The organism is Sphingomicrobium nitratireducens (genome assembly GCF_026157035.1).
GTDB classification, from domain to species: Bacteria; Pseudomonadota; Alphaproteobacteria; order Sphingomonadales; family Sphingomonadaceae; genus Sphingomicrobium; species Sphingomicrobium nitratireducens.
In genome coordinates this window covers 1,058,349-1,075,889 of the sequence record NZ_JANJZA010000001.1, presented here as the reverse complement: position 1 = coordinate 1,075,889, position 17,541 = coordinate 1,058,349, and the positions used below count along the sequence as shown (strand labels likewise).

Genomic DNA, 17,541 nt, shown 5'->3' with positions numbered 1-17,541 from the left:
GGAGCCAGCGATGCACTTGCCTAGCGCTTGGCGAGCTGGACCGGACGCGCCTTGGCCAGAACGTCGGCGACGACGTCGGCACGGCACTGCTTGATCGCGGGGCCGCTCATGCGGTCGGCCGAGGAACGGTCCCCGCAGGCGTCGGCGGCGGCATGCTGGGCACGCTGCTCGGCGGTTGCGCGGCCTTCGGCGCTCGAAAGGTCGAGGTCGGCGACCTGGACGCTCACGCGGACGGGTTCGGCATTCGCTACGCCCGGAACGGCGATCGCCAGGCTTGCCAGCGCTGCCATGCTCATCATCAACTTGGTCATTGGTCTTCTCCCATTTTGGGGACCGCCACGCCCGGCGACCCGATGGGGACTCCATTTACGCCTCGAATTTCACGCCCGGCAGCCACAAGATCGCCCGCACGTTCTGCATTTTTGCAGATGCGCGGACTCACGAGGCACGCTATCTTCTCGGCATGTTCGACTGGAACGACCTCAGATATTTCCTCGCCGTGGCCGAGGCGGGCAGCACGCTCAAGGCGGCGCGCGCGCTCGGCGCGAACCAGACGACGGTCGCGCGCCGCGTTCACGCGCTCGAGGCGTCGCTGGGTCACGCGCTGTTCGAGAAGCAACGGTCGGGCTACCGGCTGAGCGAGATGGGCGAACGCCTGCTCGATCTCGCGCGGGCGGTGGAGCAGGCCGCGAACGCGGTGGCCGCCGAAGCCGCGGCAAGCGCCAGAAGCCTGTCGGGAACGGTCCGCCTCACCGCCAACGAGGTCTATTCCGCAGCCGCGATCACGCCGCTGCTCGTCCGTTTCAAGCAGACGCATCCGGAGATCCGCATCGAACTCGATCATTCCTCAGCGATCCGCGACCTGGGCAAGGGGGAAGCCGACATCGGCTTTCGCGTCGACGACGCGATCAAGGGCGACGCGCTGATCGCCAGGCGCATCTGCGAGGATCGCTGGACCTTTTTCTGCAGCGCGCACTATGCGGCCGACCATGGCAAGCCCAGAAGCGTCCGCGACATCGTCAACAGCCACGTGGTCGGGGGCGGCGCGCCCGGCATCCGGGAAATCTACGAGCGCTGGCTGGAAACCCATGCACCGGGCGTCGAGCCGGTGATGACCTACGACAGCACCTCGGGCCTTCTGGCGGCGGTGCGGTCGGGCGCCGGGCTGGCTGCGCTCCCGGTCTTCGCGGTCGGCGACGACCCTTTGCTGATCCAGTGCTTCCCGTCCAATCCGGTCAAGCGCCACATCTGGCTCGTCACCCACGAACGCGTCCGGGCCGCGCCGCACGTGCGCGCGGTGATGAGCTATCTGGGCGACGAGCTGACCAAGCGCGCCCGCGCGCTCGGCCTGCCCTAGGTCACTCGACCGTCACCGATTTCGCGAGGTTGCGCGGCTGGTCGACGTCGGTGCCTTTGGCGACCGCGACGTGATAGGCGAGCAGCTGCACGGGGATGGCGTAGACGATCGGCTGGATCAGCGGGTGCGCCTTGGGCATCTCGATCGTCGCAAGGCAGCCCTCGCCCGCTTTCTCGAGGCCTTCGGCATCCGAGACGAAGATGATCTTGCCGCCGCGCGCGCGAACTTCCTCCATGTTCGAGACGGTCTTCTCGAACAAGGGTCCCGAGGGGGCGAGCACGATCACCGGCACGGCGTCGTCGATCAGCGCGATCGGGCCGTGCTTCATCTCGCCCGCCGCATAACCTTCGGCGTGGATATAGCTGATTTCCTTGAGTTTCAGCGCGCCTTCCATCGCCAGCGGATAGTCGGGGCCGCGGCCGAGATAGAGCACGTCGCGCGCCGGCGCGACGAGGTGCGCCATCGCAGCGATATCCTCGTCATGATCGAGCGCCTCGTTCATGATCTCGGGCACCTTCTGCAGCCGGTCGACTAAGTCGGCCTCCTCTTCCTCGCTCATCCGCCCGTTTGCGCGGGCGAGGTTGGCGGAGAAGGCGGCGAGCACCGCGAGCTGGCAGGTGAAGGCCTTGGTCGAGGCGACGCCGATCTCGGGGCCGGCATGGGTCGGCAGCACGATGTCCGCCTCGCGCGCCATGGTCGAGGTCGGCACGTTGATCACCGCGGCGATGATCTGCCCCTCTTCCTGCGCGTGGCGTAGCGCCGCGAGCGTGTCGGCGGTCTCGCCCGACTGCGAGATGAACAGCGCGAGCCCGCCTTTCTCGAGCACCGGCTCGCGGTAGCGGAACTCGCTTGCGACATCGATGTCGACGGGCACGCGCGCGAACTGCTCGATCCAGTATTTGGCGACCATGCCCGCGTAGAAGCTGGTGCCGCACGCGACGATGGTCACGCGGCGGATCGACGACAGGTCGAGGTCGCTGTCGGGCAGCGCCACCTTGCCCTCGTAGGGGCGCACGTAGGACTGGAGCGTCTGGGCGACCACGATTGGCTGCTCGAAGATCTCCTTCTGCATGTAGTGGCGGTAATTGCCCTTCTCGACCGAGGCGGCAGACGCACCCGACAGGACGATCTCGCGCTCGACGCGCTGGTTGTCCTTGTCGTAGATCTCGATCTCGTCGCGCGTCAGCACGACCCAGTCACCATCGTCGAGATAGGCGATGCGCTGCGACAGCGGCGCGAGCGCGATCGCGTCCGACCCTAGGTAATTCTCGCCCTCGCCATAGCCGACCGTCAGCGGCGAGCCGTGGCGCGCGCCAATGATGAGACCGGGATGGTCGCGGAACAGGAAGGCCATGCCGAACGCGCCGTGAAGGCGTGACAGGACGGCGGCCACCGCGTCGCGCGGCTCGGCCCCGCCCTCGATCTCGCGGGCGACGAGGTGCGCGACGACCTCGGTATCGGTGTCGCTCTCGAAGGTGCGTCCCTCGGCTTCGAGTTCGGCGCGCAGCGGTTTGAAGTTCTCGATGATGCCGTTGTGGATGATCGCGACCGGCCCGACGATATGCGGGTGCGCATTCTTGACCACCGGCGCGCCGTGGGTCGCCCAGCGCGTGTGCGCGATCCCCGTCGTCCCGTGGAGCGGCTTGTCGGCGAGCACGGCGGCGAGATTGTTGAGCTTGCCCTCGGCGCGGCGACGATCGAAGTCGCCTTCGTCGAGCGTGCAAATGCCGGCGCTGTCATAGCCGCGATATTCGAGCCGCTTGAGCCCGTCGAACAGGCGATCCGCCACGGGCCTGTCGCCCACGATCCCGACAATTCCGCACATGGGGCCTGCTTGCGCTCCTTCCTCGCTTGAACGGGCGCTGCTATGCACGTTGGAGGGGCAAGGCACAAGGAGGCGTTCGCCCCACATATTGCAGGGGAATTGCCATGCGTTCGAGCCTGTTTGCCGCGGTTGCCGCCCTCGCCCTTTCGGTCCCTGCGAGCGCCGATGCGCCGCCCGCTTCCTACTACGAGACGAAGGGTCGTCCCGACAGCTGGTCGGGGGGCGTCACCATGCTTCCGATCGAGACCGAGGCGGGCACCTTCAAGGTCTGGCTGAAGCGGCACGGCAACAATCCCGACTACAAGTTGCTGCTGCTCCATGGCGGCCCCGCCATGGGGCACGATTTCCTCGAGGTGATGGATGCCTATCTCCCCCAGACGGGCATCGAATTCTATCAGTACGACCAGCTCGGCTCGGGCTGGAGCGACCGGCCGGACAATGACGACCTGTGGACGATCGAACGCTATGTTGATGAAGTCGACCAGGTGCGCGAGGCGATCGACGGCGATGCGTCCAACTTCTGCCTGTTCGGAACGAGCTGGGGCGGCATCCTCGCGATCGAATATGCGCTCGCCCATCCCGACAAGGTCAAATGCCTGGTCATTTCGAACATGATGGCCTCGATCCCGGCCTATAATGCCTATGCGAAGGACGTGCTGATCCCGCAAAAGGATCCCGAGCAGGTTGCGCTCGTCCTGCAGCTCGAAAAAGAAGGCAAGACCGACGATCCGCGCTACGAGGAAACGCTCGTTCCGATGTGGTACGAGCAGCACGTGATCCGGCGTCCGCACGATCAATGGCCGCACGGCCTGCTCCGCACCTTCTCGCGCGCCAACATGCACATCTACACGCTGATGCAGGGGCCGAGCGAGATGGGAGCGAGCGGTCGGCTGGCCGACTGGGACCGCACCGCCGATCTCCACAAGATCGACGTGCCCACGCTCGTCATTTCGGGCAAGTACGACACGATGGATCCGGCCCACATGGCGTGGATGGCCGAGACCCTGCCGAAAGGCGAACTCCTCGCCACCGAGGGGAGCCACCTTTCCATGTACGACGATCAGGACACTTACTTCGGAGGCCTGATCGCGTTCCTGGAGAAGATGAAGGACTAGCCCTTCTTCGCCTTCTGGCGTTCGCGGAAGCGGGCTGCCCAGCCCTTGAGGCCGCGCTGTTCGCCGCGCGCGATGGCGAGTTCGTCGGCCTCGACATTCTTGGTCACGACGCTGCCCGCGCCGACGATCGCGCCGTCGCCGATCGACACCGGCGCGACCAGCGCACTGTTCGACCCGATGAAGGCGCCCTCGCCGATCTGGGTCCGATACTTGCCGAACCCGTCATAATTACAGGTGATGGTGCCCGCGCCGATATTAGCCTTCGCGCCGATCTCGGCATCGCCGAGATAGGTCAGGTGGTTGGCCTTGGCGCCCTTGCCCAGGCGGGTCTTCTTCATCTCTACAAAATTGCCGACCTTGGAGCTCTCTTCCATCACCGCGCCGGGGCGCAGGCGCGCGAACGGGCCGACTTCGCAGCCGCCCGCGATGCTCGCACCCTCGATGTGGCAGAAGGCGCGGATGGTCGCGCCGTCGGCGATTTCGACGCCGGGACCGAACACGACATGCGGTTCGATGGTGGCGTCGCGGCCCAATTTGGTGTCGTGGCTAAACCAGACGCTATCGGGATCGACCAGCGTTGCCCCCTCGTCGAGCGCCCGGGCGCGGCGGCGCTGCTGCCAGTCATGTTCTAGGTCGGCCAGCTCGCGGCGCGAATTGACGCCCGCGGTCTCGAACGCCTCGCCCTCGATCGCAACCGAGTGGCGGCCTTCGTCGGCCGCGACCATGACCACGTCCGGCAGGTAGAATTCGCCTGCCGCATTGTCGTTACCAACTTTGCCCAGCCAGTCGAACAGATCGCCTTTCATCGCTGCCATCATGCCCGAATTGCACAGGCGCACTGCGCGTTCCGCCTCGTTGGCGTCCTTGAACTCGACCATCTTGGAGATGCGGTCGCCCTCTCCGAGGATGACGCGACCGTACGACTTGGCGTCTGCCGGCGAGGACGCCAGCACGACCACAGCGGGATTGTCGTGCGCACACAGGCGACCGAGCATGCGGGTCAGCGTCTCGGGCGTGACGAACGGCGTGTCGCCGTAGAGCACGACGACAGGGCCCTCGAAGCCTTCGAGCGCGTCTTCGGCCTGCTGGACGGCGTGGCCGGTGCCACGCTGTTCGGCCTGCAGCGCGGTCGCGACTTCGCGACCGGCGAGCGCGGCCTCGACCTGGTCGCGGCCCTTGCCGACGACGACAACGCGCCGCGTGGCCCCCAGCCCGTCGACCGTGTCGAGCAGGTGGAGCAGCATCGGCTTGTCGGCGATCGGGTGCAGCACCTTGTGCGTGTCGGACCGCATTCGCGTGCCCTGGCCGGCCGCCAGGATCACGACGGCAAATTCGCGCATCTGGATCATGGGCAGCGCTCATGCACGGGCGCGCCCGCTTTTCCAAGCGGTTTCACGGTCGTTCCGCCGTGCGGAGCGATCGATCGGGCCTTAGCTGGCCTTGCCCTTGGGTGCGGCTTTCTTCGCGGTCGTCTTGCGCGCCGCGGGCTTCCTGGCGGCGGGCTTCTTGACTGCAGCCGTCTTGCGGGCGGTAGTCGCCTTCTTGGCGGCAGGCTTCTTGGCCGCAGGCTTCTTGGCTGCCGTCTTTCGCGCAGGCGCCTTCTTCTTCGGCGCCGCCTTCTTGGCAGCCGGCTTGGCGGCATCCTCGTCGAGCCAGTCGCCCGACATGGCGCGCTGGGCCGCATCGGCCACAGCCTCGGCGATGACCGCACCCAGCCTGGTCGCATTCTCGACCGCCGCGCTGGTCGCCTTGCTCATCTGGTCGGCGGCATCGACACCGGCATTCTTGATCTTGGCGCGCGCCTTGGGACTGGCCGCGATCATCGCGGCAGCCGCGGTCAGGCCGGCCGCGAGCATCTCGCGGCTCAGCGCCATCTTGGTCAGCTTGTCGAAATCGAAGTCGGGCTTCTTCGCACGGGTCCCGCTGGTCTTGGTGGATTTCTTAGCCATGTCACCCTCCGTCTGCTGCTTCACAAAACAAGACTATTCTAGGCCCGAAACGTTCCGTCTTGCGCCCTTTTCGATCAGACGCGGCAGTCTTCGACGACCCGCGCAAGCCTTGGCCAGGACGGGACGACGAGCGGCATGTGTCCTTCTTCGAGGAACAGGATACGGCCCCGGCTGAACGCCATCCAGTCGCCGATCGCGTCGGAAGCGTGCCACGCGGCCGGCTGAGGCAGCCAGCGATCGCCGTTGGTGGTCGAGATCAGCAGCCGGGTTCCCGGCATCGCCTGTCCGTCGAGAACGACGCTCAGTCGCCGCGTCATCTTGTCGCAGCGCACCTCGACCCGCCCGCCATAGCTCGCGACGCTCGCGAGCGGGGCAGCGGCATAGGTCCACGTACCCGGGGCGACTCCGCGGTCGCGCCACGCCTCGACTACCGGGATGTCGGCAACGAACAGGGCCAGCGCGGGCAGGATCAAAGCTTGTCGACCTTGGCCTTGAGCGCCGCCAGCTCCGCCTTGAGCGCGGCGAGTTCGGCATCCTTCGACGCCTCGTCGGCTCGTGCGGACTTGGCCGCGCCGCTGCCGCCCGAAAAGGCGCTTGCGGCGGACTGGAACATTTCCATGTTGCGCCGCGCCATGTCGGTGAAGGCCGAGGCGTCGAACGCGCCCGCGCCCATCGATCCGCCCATCATCGCCGCCTGCTGCTGCTTGAAGGCGTCCATCGCCGCTTCGAGATAGTTGGGAACCGCGCCCTGCATGTTGCCGCCATACATGCTGATCAGCTGGCGCAGGAAGGAGACCGGCAGCATGCCCGCGCCGCCCGCTTCCTCGTCGACGATGATCTGGGTCAGCACCTGGTGGGTGATGTCCTCGCCCGACTTGGCATCGATCACCTCTACGTCGCGGCCCTCGCGGATCATCCCGGCAAGCGTGTCGAGCGTGATATAGGCCGAACGCTCGGTGTCGTAGAGACGGCGGTTGGCGTATTTCTTGATGACGACCTTGTCGCCCTTTGTCTTGGCCATTCATGGCTCCTTCGCGGCATGAACGAACGAGCCTAGCCCTGCACCTTCCGCACCGCAACATAAGCCTCATGTTGCGCAACATAATCATCGCGAAAAACGCTCGGTGTAACCTTCTGCAGACCCCCAGCGAACAAGGAGCCAGCGGGGTGCTGGTGCCTCCCGCATCACAAAAGGGAGTTCGATGATGAAAACCGTTTCCACCCTTGGCGCTGCGACGGCCTTGCTGGCGCTCGCCGCCTGTTCCGACGGCGCGCCCGCCGCCAATGATGGCGAAGTCGCCGAAGCTGTCGAGCAGGCCGAAATGGCTGCCGACGCAAGCGACCAGGAGAAGTGCTATGGCATCGCGCTCGCCGGCAAGAACGACTGCGCGGCGGGCCCGGGCACGAGTTGCGCGGGCACCTCGAGCGTCGATTACCAGGGCAATGCCTGGAAATATGTCGATGCGGGCGACTGCGAAGCGAGTGGCGGCCAGCTGGAAGCGTTCGAAGGTACGGGCAACCCGGCGCAGGCGGAAGCCTGACCGGGTGGCCGGCGTCCCGCACGACCAGCCCCCGCCGCCGCGTGGAGGAATTGGCCTGAAATCTCAGCATTTCGGCGCCTGCCTCGACGCAGCGGAGCGGGGCGTCGGCCCTTCCTTCGTCGAGGTGCATCCGCAAAATTTCATGATGGAAGGCGGGCCGATGCACGATTGGCTGGGTGCGCTGCGCGACGCGCTACCCGTCAGCTTCCACTCGGTCGGCCTGTCGATGGGCGATCCCGGCGGGCTTGACGAGCCGGAACTCGAACGTCTTGCGATCTTGTGCGATCGATACGCCCCGGCCCTCGTCTCGGATCATCTGAGCTGGTCGAGCCTTGGCGGCGAAAAGGTGCCCGACCTCCTGCCCTTGCCGATGACCGACGAGACGCTCGATCATTTCGCCGCGCAGGTTGGCCGCGTGCAGGACCGGCTCGGTCGTCCGATGCTGATCGAGAATCCCAGCCGGATGACCGCCTTTCGCATGGATGCTTATGACGAGGTCGATTTTCTTCACGCGCTCGCGCGCCGTGCCGGCTGCGGGCTGCTCGTCGATGTCAACAATGTGCTGGTGAGCCAGATCAATCTCGGCATCGACGCATTTGCCTATGTCGACGCGATAGACGGCTCTCTCGTGGGCGAAATCCATGTCGCGGGGCACAGCGTCGCGACGTACGACGACGGCACGAGCCTTGCGGTCGACGATCACGGCTCACCCGTGTCGGAGGAATGCTGGTCGCTGCTCGACCGGCTCGTCTCGCGCATCGGTCCGCGCCCGGTCCTGGTCGAGCGCGACAATGCCGTCCCGTCCTTTGAGGATCTCATGGCCGAAGCAACACGCGCCAACGCGATCCTTGCGCAGGAAGTCGCCCGTGTCGCCTGACCTCCAGACCCAGATGATGCGCGCGCTGCGCGGCGGCCCGTCCTGTTTGCCAAGCGAATTGCTTTCGGGCACGCGCCGGGCCCAGCTGCGCGCGCTCAAGGCCCATGCCAATACGATCAATCATGCGCGCCGCATCGCGCTCGAAGACAGTTTCAAACGGACGCGCGAGCTGGTTGGTCACGACACATTTCACGAAGTCGCCGAGCGCCACCTCGAATCACCCGCCACAGTCGAGTTGCCGCTTCGCTCGATCGGGTGCGGAATGGCGGCGCGCTTTGCAACGCCGCGGGCACGCGATCTTGCGACGGCGGAGTGGGCCTGGCTGGAAGCGCACGGCGCAGCCCGCGCACCCGCGTTGACCCTGCGGACCATTGGCGACCAGCGACCCGAACGGCTGGTCGACATTGCGGTCCAGCCTCATCCGGCTTGCCGCCTCGTGGCGCTCGAAGACGCCGATGCCCTCCTGTGGAATCCATCCCAGACCGGCGCCGGTGACATGCTGCTCGTCACTCGCCCCGCGAACGACATCCGCCTCACGCGCATCGGAAGAAGCGCAACGCGGTTGCTGGCCCTGGCAAGGAAACGCACGACCCTCGGCCGCCTGCTCGACGAGGACGCCGCTGCCACCACGACCCTCGTGCAACAGGGCGCGCTCAGGCCCGTGCTGGAGCTGGTGTTATGAGCCGGCTTTACGCCCGCCTCGTCTCGCTTGCCGATCGGCAGCCAGTGCGCGACCTCGTTCTCCTGTTCGTGCGCATCGCGCTGGGCGCGATCTTCTGGCGTTCGGGTCGGACAAAGGTCGAAGAGGGCAGCCTGTTCGAGATTTCCGACACGACCTACACCCTGTTCCGCAACGACTATTCTTCGGTCCCGCTTCCCGCCGACCTCGCTGCGGTCGCCGCAACGGCTGGCGAACATGTCCTGCCGATCATGCTTCTCCTTGGGCTTGGAACGCGCTTTGCCGCTGCGGGGCTCATCGCGATGACCCTTGTCATTCAGCTGTTCGTCTATCCTTTGGCCTGGTGGAGCGTGCACATGAGCTGGATCGCGATGGGACTGGTGCTGCTGACCCAGGGATCGGGAAGGATTGCGCTCGCCCCGGCAATAAGCCGTAAGATGGCAAGATGATCCTCACCGACGACGATCTCAGGCGGCTGATGGCGCGGGCGCAGGACGGCGACCGCCCGTCCTACCGCGCCGCGCTCGCGGCCGCGCGCGACTGGCTGGTGCGCTATTACACGCGGCGCATCGCGCCCGACATGGTCGACGACCTCGTCCAGGACACGCTCCTCGCGCTCCATGCCAAGCGCGCGACCTACGATGCGACGCGCCCCTTCTATCCGTGGCTGGCGGCGATCGCGCGCTATCGATGGATCGATACGCTGCGCAAGCTCGAACGCGCGCCGCAGACGATCGAGGATGAGGATATCGCCGTCCGCTCGGACGAGGAGCCGGTCCTCGCGCGCCTCAGCCTGGAACGGCTGATGACCCACCTTTCCCCGACCCAGGCCAGCTGTATCACCCTCGCCAAGGTCGAGGGACGAAGCATCGCGGAAACCGCCGAAATCACCGGCCAGAGCATCGCGGCGGTCAAGGTCAACATCCATCGCGGCCTCAAGAAGCTCGCCGCCCTCGTCGAAAGCGAATGACATGAACGACCTCCTCGATCGCCTCGCCGACGATGTCCGGCCCGTCCGCCCGCTGTCGCTCGGTCATGGCCGGATTCTCGCAGGGACGGCGGCGCTCGCGACGATCGCCACGGTGCTGGTCGTCTTTGGCGTCCGGCCCGACCTTGCGGACGGAAACCCCGCGTCGCTGACGCTCCTTGTCGCGGGACTGTTCGCGCTGCTGGCCGTTGCGGCCGGCTGGAGCGCGACCCGGCTCGCGCGGCCCGCCGTCGGGGGACCGCAGGGCGGTGCGCATTGGGTGCTCGCGGCGACGTTGCTGCTGCCTGCGGTGAGTATCGTGGAATTCGTCTCCGGCAGTGCGGGGACGATGGACGTCGCCTTCGGGCTTCGCTGTTTCGCCTGGGGGCTGGCGTCGGGCCTTTTCACCGGGGTCGTGCTGACGCACTGGCTGCGACGGGGCGCCACGGTGCTGCCGGAAAAGGCCGGAACGCTCGTCGGCCTGACCGCAGGCGCGGTCGGAGCGCTGGCCATCACGCTCGAATGTTCGGGCAGCGGGCTTGCCCACCTGGGCCTGTGGCATGTCGCCAGCGTGATCGTCGCCGCCCTGCTCGGCCGCGTCCTCGTGACGCCGATCCTGCGCTGGTAGCCGGGACGCGAAAAGGGCGCCGCCGGGCAAACCGACGACGCCCTCCCTTCTGCCCTTCGGGGGATCAGAAGCCGATCGAGAGCCCGGCCTTCACGCCGTGGCTGTCGAAGCCCTTGGACATGGTCCCGTCATAGCCGATCGAGACCTTCATGCGGCCCTTGGCGTAACCGAGGCCCGCGCCCAGGCGCAGCGCATCCTTGGCGATCGGCATCGCGCCGATCGACGCGCTCGCCGGGCTGTCGGCGAATGCGATCGAGGCACTGCCCATCCGGTCGCCCCAGGCGCGGCGCAGCCCCGCCATGGCGTCGAACGACACACCGTTGGCCGATCCCGCACTGACCCGCAGCCCGGCATCGCCGAACGTCACGTCGCGGTCGAGATCGCTCACGTCCAGCGCGGTGATGCCGCCCGTCTCGGTGAGGTCGTCGAGGGACAAGGAGACATGGCTGAGCCCGACGAACGGCTCGAGCGTGATCTGCGACATCGCGAAGCCGTAGCGCGCCTCGCCATGGAAGGCGGAGACGCTGGCATCCATGTCGCCCACGACCGTTGCCGAGATCGTGCCGAGGCGCGTATCGCGGGTCACGACGCCGTCGCTCCAGCCGAACAGCGCGCCCGCAGTGACGCCGAAGCCCGACTCCGACGACCAGTCGACCCGGCCGTCGAGGAAGCTCATGTCCGCGTCCGACAGATCGAACGCATCGCTGTCCTGCCACAGCCGCCCGCCGCCCAGGCTGACGACGAGGTCGCCCGCATGGTAGCCGAAGCCCGCCGCCAGGCCGCTGCCGTCGAGATCGACTGCTCGGTAATTGCCGCGCGCGTCGGCCTTGGCGTTGGTCAGCACGCCGCGGCCCCACACGAACACGCCGTCTCCCTCGGGCGCCCCCGCGTCGAGCTGACGGCGCAGGAGGTCGGTCGTCTCGATCATTGCCGAGGCGAGCGCGGGATAGGCCTCACCGGTCAGCGTTTCGAAATCGGCCGCGACCTTGTCCTGCCCGAGGACCAAAGCGGCGTCGTAGAGCGCGTTGCCGAAGCCGAGCGCCTCGACCAGCCCGCCCACGATCGACTGGTTGGCGGTGTCGCCATATTCCGAGAAGTCGATATCGTTGCGGGTCAGCGTGAGCGTCACCGCGTTGGCGCCATAATCGAACGTCGGGTCGAGGAAGGCGAAGTTGGTGGTGACCGTGCCGAACTCGCCGGTGACGCCGTCCTCTGCGGTCAGCACCGTATATTCGGTGACTGGCGCGTAGAGCCCGTCCTCGGCAAGGATGGTCGCGGTGGCCCCGCCCAGCTCGGCCGCGCCCGTCACTTCGACGAGGTCGGCGTCGCCCGCGGCATTCACCTCGATCTCGAAGATGCTGTCCGCGTCGAGCGTCAGGTCGCCCGCGATGACGAGGTGGCCGATCGAATTGCCGGCGCCCAGCGTGCCACCGTCGACGACCACGTCGCCGACCGTGCCGTTGCCGCCGAGGCGACCGCCGGTTTCGACGAAGAAGTCGGCCTCGGTCATCGTGCCGTTGACAGCGAGCGTGCCGCCCGTGATCTCGACATCGCCCGCATAGCTGACGTCGCCGGTGAGGTTGAGCGTGCCTTCGCCGTCCTTGACGATGGTGCCCGTGCCGGTGATGTCGCCCGCGAAAACGGTGTCGATCATCTGGTCGAGAGTCAGGACGATTTCGCCGAGGATCAGCGTCCCACCGGTGCCCGACAGCGATGCGATGGTCTGCGCCCCGCCTGCGACACCCGACAGGTCGAACGTGCCGCCCACCAGGTTGAGTTCCGTCGTCTCCGCGAGCGTTCCCGACAGCGAGATGCCGCCGGCGTGGATGGTCGTCAGCCCGCTGTAGGCGTAGTCGCCGGCGAAGAAGAGCGTGCCGTCGCCATACTTGTCGAACTCGCCGCTGCCGGAGAAATCGCCCTCGAACGTGTAGTTTCCGTCACGGTCGAAGATGAAGTTGCCGTTGTTGACGAGATCGCCGGTGAAGTTTCCGGTCGCACCACCCTCGCCAAGCTGGAAGGTGCCGCCCGCGACCGTCTCGACCGTGCCCGAATAATTCGCGCCTGCCCCGGTGATGAGGAAGGTCCCGTTCTCGACGAGGACGCCGCCCGTATTGCCGATGAGGAAGCCGTTGCTGAGCGACAGCGTGCCTTCGCCGACCAGCGCCAGCGTGCCGTCGCCGGTGAGCGTCCCCGACCAGAAGTCGGACGCCTGCGCGGTGCCGGTGATGTCGAGCGCGTAGCGCCCGTCCACATCGACCGCGAGCCCGTAGACCGACGCGACGCCAGCCTCGGCGGCGACGATCAGTTCGGCGCCGTCCGCGATGGTGACATTATCGTAGCTCGATGCGGCGCCATCGGCGCGGAAGCTTCCGCTGACGACCTCGAGATTCTCGACATTGACCGTCTCGGCCACTTCGCCAACCGCCGCCGGGCCGTCCGACTGGACGAGCCGCAGCGTGTCGGTGCCGTCGCCCAAGTCGACCACGCCTTCGATATGACTGGTCTCGGTCGTCTCGACGAGGTCGTTCGACACGGTGCCGAACACGGCGCCGAGATCCCCGCCGATCAGCGTGCCCTCGTTGCGCAGGGTCGCAGCGCCCGCGGTTCCGCTCGTCGCGCCGAAATAGACGGCATATTCGCTACCGCCGGAAATCGTGCCCTGGTTGAGCAAATAGCTCGAACCGTCGGAATAGAGCGCGACACCGGTGGTGCCGCTGGTCACGCTTGCGCCCTCGCTCACCGTCATCGTCGCCGCAGTGCCGCCGTTCGCGATCGCGCCCTGGCGGATAGCGCTGGTGATGTCCCCGTTGACAGTGACGTTCGCCGTGCCGGTCGGGGAATAGGCGTAGGCGCCGTAACGGTAGGTTTCGACCGTACCGTTGATCGTCACGTCCGAAGACGTGCCTCCCTGGACGAAGGCACCGTAGCTGCTTGCCGCCGAGATATCGCCGATGACGACATCGGCCGCACCGCTGGCGAGCACATAAGCGGCGCGCCCGACGCCCGTTCCCATGAGGATCGAGTCGACCGTGGCAGAGATGTCGTGGCCTTCGGCATAGAAGTTGACGCCGTTGGTGCCGGTGCTCTCCGATACGCCGCTGTCGATCGTCACATCGCCACTGGTCACGACCGCGATGGCCGATCCACCAAGGCCATTCGTCACGCTGTACTCGCTGTTGACGGTGACGTTGCCGGTGTCCGACAGCACGAGAATGCCGTCACCGGTATACGAGCCGTTCCATCCGGTCGCTTCCGAGATGGTCGTGCCCGCATTGACCACGACGTCGCCGCTCGTCGTCTCGACGATGATGGCACGGCCTGCCGTGCCCGAGGCATAGGCGACATTGACGTCGACCGTGACAAGGCCGTCCGTGGCATTCACGCCGATTGCATCGCCGTTGTAGGCCGTCGCCGAAACCTGCCCCGCCACGTCGATATCGACCGCGCCGGTGGCGTCCAGGTACATTCCGCTGGTGCCACCGGAGATCCCGCCTTCGACGTCGCTTGAGACGATCGTGATGTCGTTGCCGTAGGCTTGAATGCCGACATTGCCGTAAGACGTGATCGAATTGGCATCGATCAGGATATTCGGCCGATCGCCGTCGGCACCGGTCGCGAAGACGCCGTAATTATTCACTGCAAGCTGGTCGACGAAGACCTGGATCTGGTCTTCGGCGCGCGCATAGATGCCGCGATTGTCGGAGCCGCCGTCGACGATTTCGCCCGCGCTGATCGTGACGCTGCCGGCATCGGCGATCCCGGCGACGATCAGGTTGCCGCTTCCCCAATGGGTCGCCTGGGTCGCCGTGATCGAGACGTCGCCGGCATCGCTCTGTCCGTAGATGAGCGTGCCGTCGTCTCCGAAGCCTTCGGCGACGGTCACCGAGACATCCGCCCCCGTCTGGCCGATCGCGGACAGGAGCGTCGAATTATATCCGTACACCTGGCCCGTGCCGATCGACGCGGTCGCGAACCCGCCGGTCGAAATGGCGGCCATACCGTCGCTGGTCCGGCCTGTTCCGTCATAGTCGGTCCCGGTTGCAGCGATGGTGAGTTCGTTCGCGATCAGCGTGACGTCGCCGCTCGAAATCCCGAGCATGCCGAACGCCTGTTCGCCGTCGAGGTACATCGTATCGACCAGGACGCTGATCGGTCCGCTGTTCGAGTTCGCGTAGAGGCCGGTGACATATCCCTCACCACTAGCCGAAATCGATCCGAACATGCCGTCGATCAGGCCCGCATCCGTTTCCAGATAGACGACCTCGCCATATTCGCCCGGTTCGAAGGTCGAAGTGATCGTGGTGACGTCGGCATCGACATAGCCGCCCGTCGAGATCAGCGAGAGCGCGGCAGGCGCGCCTTCGAGTGCTTCGGTCTGGTAGACGATGCTACCGGCCTGCGAGAGGAAATAGCCGGCCGAAGCGGGCGTCGCGCCGACGAGCAGCGGCAGCGCCGTCGTGGCAGCAAGAGTCGCGTAAAGGCCGCGGCGACCGCGGCAGGAATGATACTTATACATTCAGGTCCCCCGAAAATGGTGGCGCGAATTCGCACCTTCCTCCGGCGGGAAATACCGGCGGGAAGAAATGCCCTCGCCGGGGAACGCGCGACAGGTCGGTACTCGTTCGACCTGTCCGAATTAAATTTGCGTTATTGCCGTGTCATACCACAAATTGATTATGGTCGATGTCCGCGACCGACACGAACTGTCGCACGAGGTCGACCAGTTCGGCCTGGCGTGTGCAGTGCGTCTTCATCATCGCGTTGCGCAGCTGTACACGCACCGTCTGCAAGCTCGTCCCGCGTAGCTTGGCGATCGCCTCGGCGGTCTTGCCGTTGGCGAGATGCCGCACCACGGCTGCTTCGCTCGACGTGAGATGGAATGCCTGTGCGATCGCGCTCTCGTGCGCTTCGCCCAGCGTCTGCGGGAAATTGACGATGAGAACGGCGCGGCGGCCGAACCCCTCGGTTCCGAACGGCATCATGGACAGGACGACCGCGCTGCCGTCGGGACGCACGAAGCGCCCGCTCGTCGCCTGCGCGCCGCTCTTGCTGGTGGCGGCCTCGATCGCGCGCTCGAACCATTTGCCAGACCCGTTAAAGCCCGCGACCTTCCCGCCCGATTCGAGGAGGAGGTCGCCTTCCTTGAGGAACCGCAGGCCCGCCTTGTTGGCCTCGACGAAATGGCCTTTCTCGCCCAGCACGATCGCGGCCGCCTGGAGCCGGTCGGCGACCATCGCGAAACCCTGCTCGGCGACTTCCGAGGTGCGCAGGCGGGCGCGGGATTTCTGCAAAGTCTCCAGCGCATGTCCGAGCCGTGCCAGCTCGGCGACATCCTCGTCGGTGAAATCGCCCTTGTCCGGGCCCTTGTGCAGCGCCATCGCCCCCATGCCGAGCGGCGAGACGGCGGGAAGGCTGAGCGCGTAACAGATGTCGTATCCCCGTGGCAGCAGGAACTTGCGATACAGGTCGCTGGCCACGAAGGCCTCGGTCGGGACGTGGTCCGACATGCGCAATGCACGCCCCGATTCCAGCACCGACATCGACGCCGCCATCCACGGGTCCTTCTCGGAATAATGGAGGAAATAGTCACCCAGGTCGCTCTCGCCGAAATAGTTGGCGGAAATGACCATCCGGAACTCGCCGTCATGACCGAGCCACCCCATCAGCATCGAGGTGAGGTCGAAGCGGTCGATCAACTTGTCTGCGAGGGAAGTCAGGGCGGCATCGTCGTGCGAGGCCTGGTAGATGTGGTCGATCAACGCGTCACGCATAGTGAACTCATCATTGTTTTCGCGACGGTTCTGCCAGAAATTTCCGGCTTGAAAAGATGGATTCGCACCGATGGTTTTGCTCGAGAACCACGCGAGGGCTTGCTCCCCTTCCCCCTTCGGGTTAGGCGGCGCGAACCGGCCGGCATTGCACCCGTAGCTCAGCTGGATAGAGCGCTGCCCTCCGAAGGCAGAGGCCACAGGTTCGAATCCTGTCGGGTGCGCCAGCCGCAAGAGCGAAGGCGGGAGCGATGACGGGCGACGACGGCTTTACCGACTATTACGCCCTCCTGCAGGTCAGCCCCGACTGCGACCCGAAGATGCTCGAGGTCGCGTTCCACTATTTCGCGAAAATCTACCATCCCGACCGCGTCGAGACGGCCGACGTCGACAAGTTCACGCAAGTCCGCAAGGCGTACGACGTCCTTTCGGACCCGGAAACGCGATCGGTCTACGACAGCGCCTACATCAAGCGCGGCAACGGGCAGGCACCCAAGCCCGTCGAGGGCGTCGACTTCGACGAAAAGGCGGCCGTCGACGATGCCGAAAAGCACGCAAGGCTGCTTTTCGAACTCTACAAGCGTCGGCGCGCGAACGGGGCGGAACCGGGCCTAGGCGGCTGGCAGCTCCAGGAGAGCCTGGGTTGCAGCGACAACCAGTTCGCCTTCCATGTCTGGTATCTAAAGTCCAAGAAGCTCATCGAGACGACCGAACAGGGCACAATCGCGATCACGGTGGAAGGCGTCGACCATGTCATCTCGACCAGCCGCACCGAACAGGCGGTGCAACGGATGATCAGCCAGTCCGAAGGCTCGAACGAGGACTGAGCGCACGG

At 66.0% G+C, this 17,541-nt stretch carries 17 protein-coding genes and 1 tRNA gene; 10 read left to right on the top strand and 8 right to left on the bottom strand.

All coding sequences use genetic code 11. The features are described from left to right. Positions 1 to 20: 20 nt before the first annotated feature. Positions 21 to 311 (bottom strand): UrcA family protein, encoded by a 291-nt coding sequence (locus tag NNY25_RS05520; protein WP_265570349.1) that lies wholly within the window; start codon positions 309 to 311, stop codon positions 21 to 23. 152 nt (positions 312 to 463) lie between these two features. On the opposite strand from NNY25_RS05520, the gene NNY25_RS05515 reads away from it, so the two are divergent. After that, positions 464 to 1,357, top strand: coding sequence for a LysR family transcriptional regulator (locus tag NNY25_RS05515; protein ID WP_265570348.1), 894 nt, complete (start codon positions 464 to 466; stop codon positions 1,355 to 1,357). Position 1,358: 1 nt separating this feature from the next. Here NNY25_RS05515 and glmS read toward each other — a convergent pair whose 3' ends face one another. Beyond that, positions 1,359 to 3,182: a glutamine--fructose-6-phosphate transaminase (isomerizing) gene (glmS, locus tag NNY25_RS05510; protein WP_265570347.1), complete on the bottom strand. Its 1,824-nt coding sequence runs from the start codon at positions 3,180 to 3,182 to the stop codon at positions 1,359 to 1,361. Between the two features lie 104 nt (positions 3,183 to 3,286). Between glmS and NNY25_RS05505 the strand changes: the two genes are divergently transcribed. Next, positions 3,287 to 4,297, top strand: coding sequence for a proline iminopeptidase-family hydrolase (locus NNY25_RS05505; RefSeq protein ID WP_265570346.1), 1,011 nt, complete (start codon positions 3,287 to 3,289; stop codon positions 4,295 to 4,297). Here the strand turns inward: NNY25_RS05505 and glmU are convergent. From glmU to phaR, 4 genes are all read right to left on the bottom strand, one after another. Further along, positions 4,294 to 5,643 carry a bifunctional UDP-N-acetylglucosamine diphosphorylase/glucosamine-1-phosphate N-acetyltransferase GlmU gene (gene glmU, locus NNY25_RS05500; RefSeq protein WP_265571483.1) on the bottom strand — a complete coding sequence of 450 codons (1,350 nt, stop codon included), beginning with the start codon at positions 5,641 to 5,643 and terminating at the stop codon, positions 4,294 to 4,296. The genes NNY25_RS05505 and glmU overlap by 4 nt on opposite strands. 84 nt (positions 5,644 to 5,727) lie before the next feature. Beyond that, the gene (locus tag NNY25_RS05495; protein ID WP_265570345.1) at positions 5,728 to 6,246 is read right to left on the bottom strand and encodes a hypothetical protein; all 519 of its coding nucleotides are present in this window, start codon (positions 6,244 to 6,246) and stop codon (positions 5,728 to 5,730) included. 74 nt (positions 6,247 to 6,320) lie between these two features. Continuing rightward, on the bottom strand, positions 6,321 to 6,719 hold the full coding sequence (locus tag NNY25_RS05490) for a hypothetical protein (RefSeq protein WP_265570344.1): 399 nt from the start codon (positions 6,717 to 6,719) through the stop codon (positions 6,321 to 6,323). Then, positions 6,716 to 7,267 carry a polyhydroxyalkanoate synthesis repressor PhaR gene (gene phaR / locus NNY25_RS05485; protein WP_265570343.1) on the bottom strand — a complete coding sequence of 184 codons (552 nt, stop codon included), beginning with the start codon at positions 7,265 to 7,267 and terminating at the stop codon, positions 6,716 to 6,718. The genes NNY25_RS05490 and phaR overlap by 4 nt, the downstream gene beginning before the upstream one ends. Before the next feature lie 184 nt (positions 7,268 to 7,451). Between phaR and NNY25_RS05480 the strand changes: the two genes are divergently transcribed. The 6 genes from NNY25_RS05480 to NNY25_RS05455 are packed head-to-tail and all read left to right on the top strand — an operon-like array spanning position 7,452 to position 10,938. Next, entirely contained in the window at positions 7,452 to 7,787 is a 336-nt protein-coding gene (locus tag NNY25_RS05480; RefSeq protein WP_420854314.1) for a BufA1 family periplasmic bufferin-type metallophore, read from the top strand. A 4-nt stretch (positions 7,788 to 7,791) separates the two neighbouring features. Beyond that, a complete protein-coding gene (gene bufB / locus NNY25_RS05475; protein ID WP_265570341.1) occupies positions 7,792 to 8,664 on the top strand; it encodes an MNIO family bufferin maturase in 873 nt (290 codons plus the stop codon). A gap of 13 nt (positions 8,665 to 8,677) precedes the next feature. After that, on the top strand, positions 8,678 to 9,346 hold the full coding sequence (locus tag NNY25_RS05470) for a hypothetical protein (RefSeq protein WP_265570340.1): 669 nt from the start codon (positions 8,678 to 8,680) through the stop codon (positions 9,344 to 9,346). Beyond that, the gene (locus NNY25_RS05465; RefSeq protein ID WP_265570339.1) at positions 9,343 to 9,792 is read left to right on the top strand and encodes a DoxX family protein; all 450 of its coding nucleotides are present in this window, start codon (positions 9,343 to 9,345) and stop codon (positions 9,790 to 9,792) included. Before NNY25_RS05470 ends, NNY25_RS05465 begins: the two co-directional genes overlap by 4 nt. Continuing rightward, entirely contained in the window at positions 9,789 to 10,313 is a 525-nt protein-coding gene (locus NNY25_RS05460; RefSeq protein WP_265570338.1) for a sigma-70 family RNA polymerase sigma factor, read from the top strand. The genes NNY25_RS05465 and NNY25_RS05460 overlap by 4 nt, the downstream gene beginning before the upstream one ends. A 1-nt stretch (position 10,314) precedes the next feature. After that, positions 10,315 to 10,938, top strand: coding sequence for a DUF1109 domain-containing protein (locus NNY25_RS05455; protein ID WP_265570337.1), 624 nt, complete (start codon positions 10,315 to 10,317; stop codon positions 10,936 to 10,938). Between the two features lie 64 nt (positions 10,939 to 11,002). Here the strand turns inward: NNY25_RS05455 and NNY25_RS05450 are convergent, their stop codons facing one another. Further along, complete coding sequence (locus NNY25_RS05450; protein ID WP_265570336.1) at positions 11,003 to 15,454, bottom strand: autotransporter domain-containing protein; 4,452 nt, start codon at positions 15,452 to 15,454, stop codon at positions 11,003 to 11,005. 142 nt (positions 15,455 to 15,596) lie between these two features. Further along, positions 15,597 to 16,709: a helix-turn-helix transcriptional regulator gene (locus tag NNY25_RS05445; protein ID WP_265570335.1), complete on the bottom strand. Its 1,113-nt coding sequence runs from the start codon at positions 16,707 to 16,709 to the stop codon at positions 15,597 to 15,599. 147 nt (positions 16,710 to 16,856) lie between these two features. Between NNY25_RS05445 and NNY25_RS05440 the strand changes: the two genes are divergently transcribed. Continuing rightward, a tRNA-Arg gene (locus NNY25_RS05440) sits at positions 16,857 to 16,933 on the top strand. Positions 16,934 to 16,957: 24 nt separating this feature from the next. Then, positions 16,958 to 17,533 (top strand): J domain-containing protein, encoded by a 576-nt coding sequence (locus NNY25_RS05435; RefSeq protein WP_265570334.1) that lies wholly within the window; start codon positions 16,958 to 16,960, stop codon positions 17,531 to 17,533. The last annotated feature ends 8 nt before the right edge of the window (positions 17,534 to 17,541 follow it).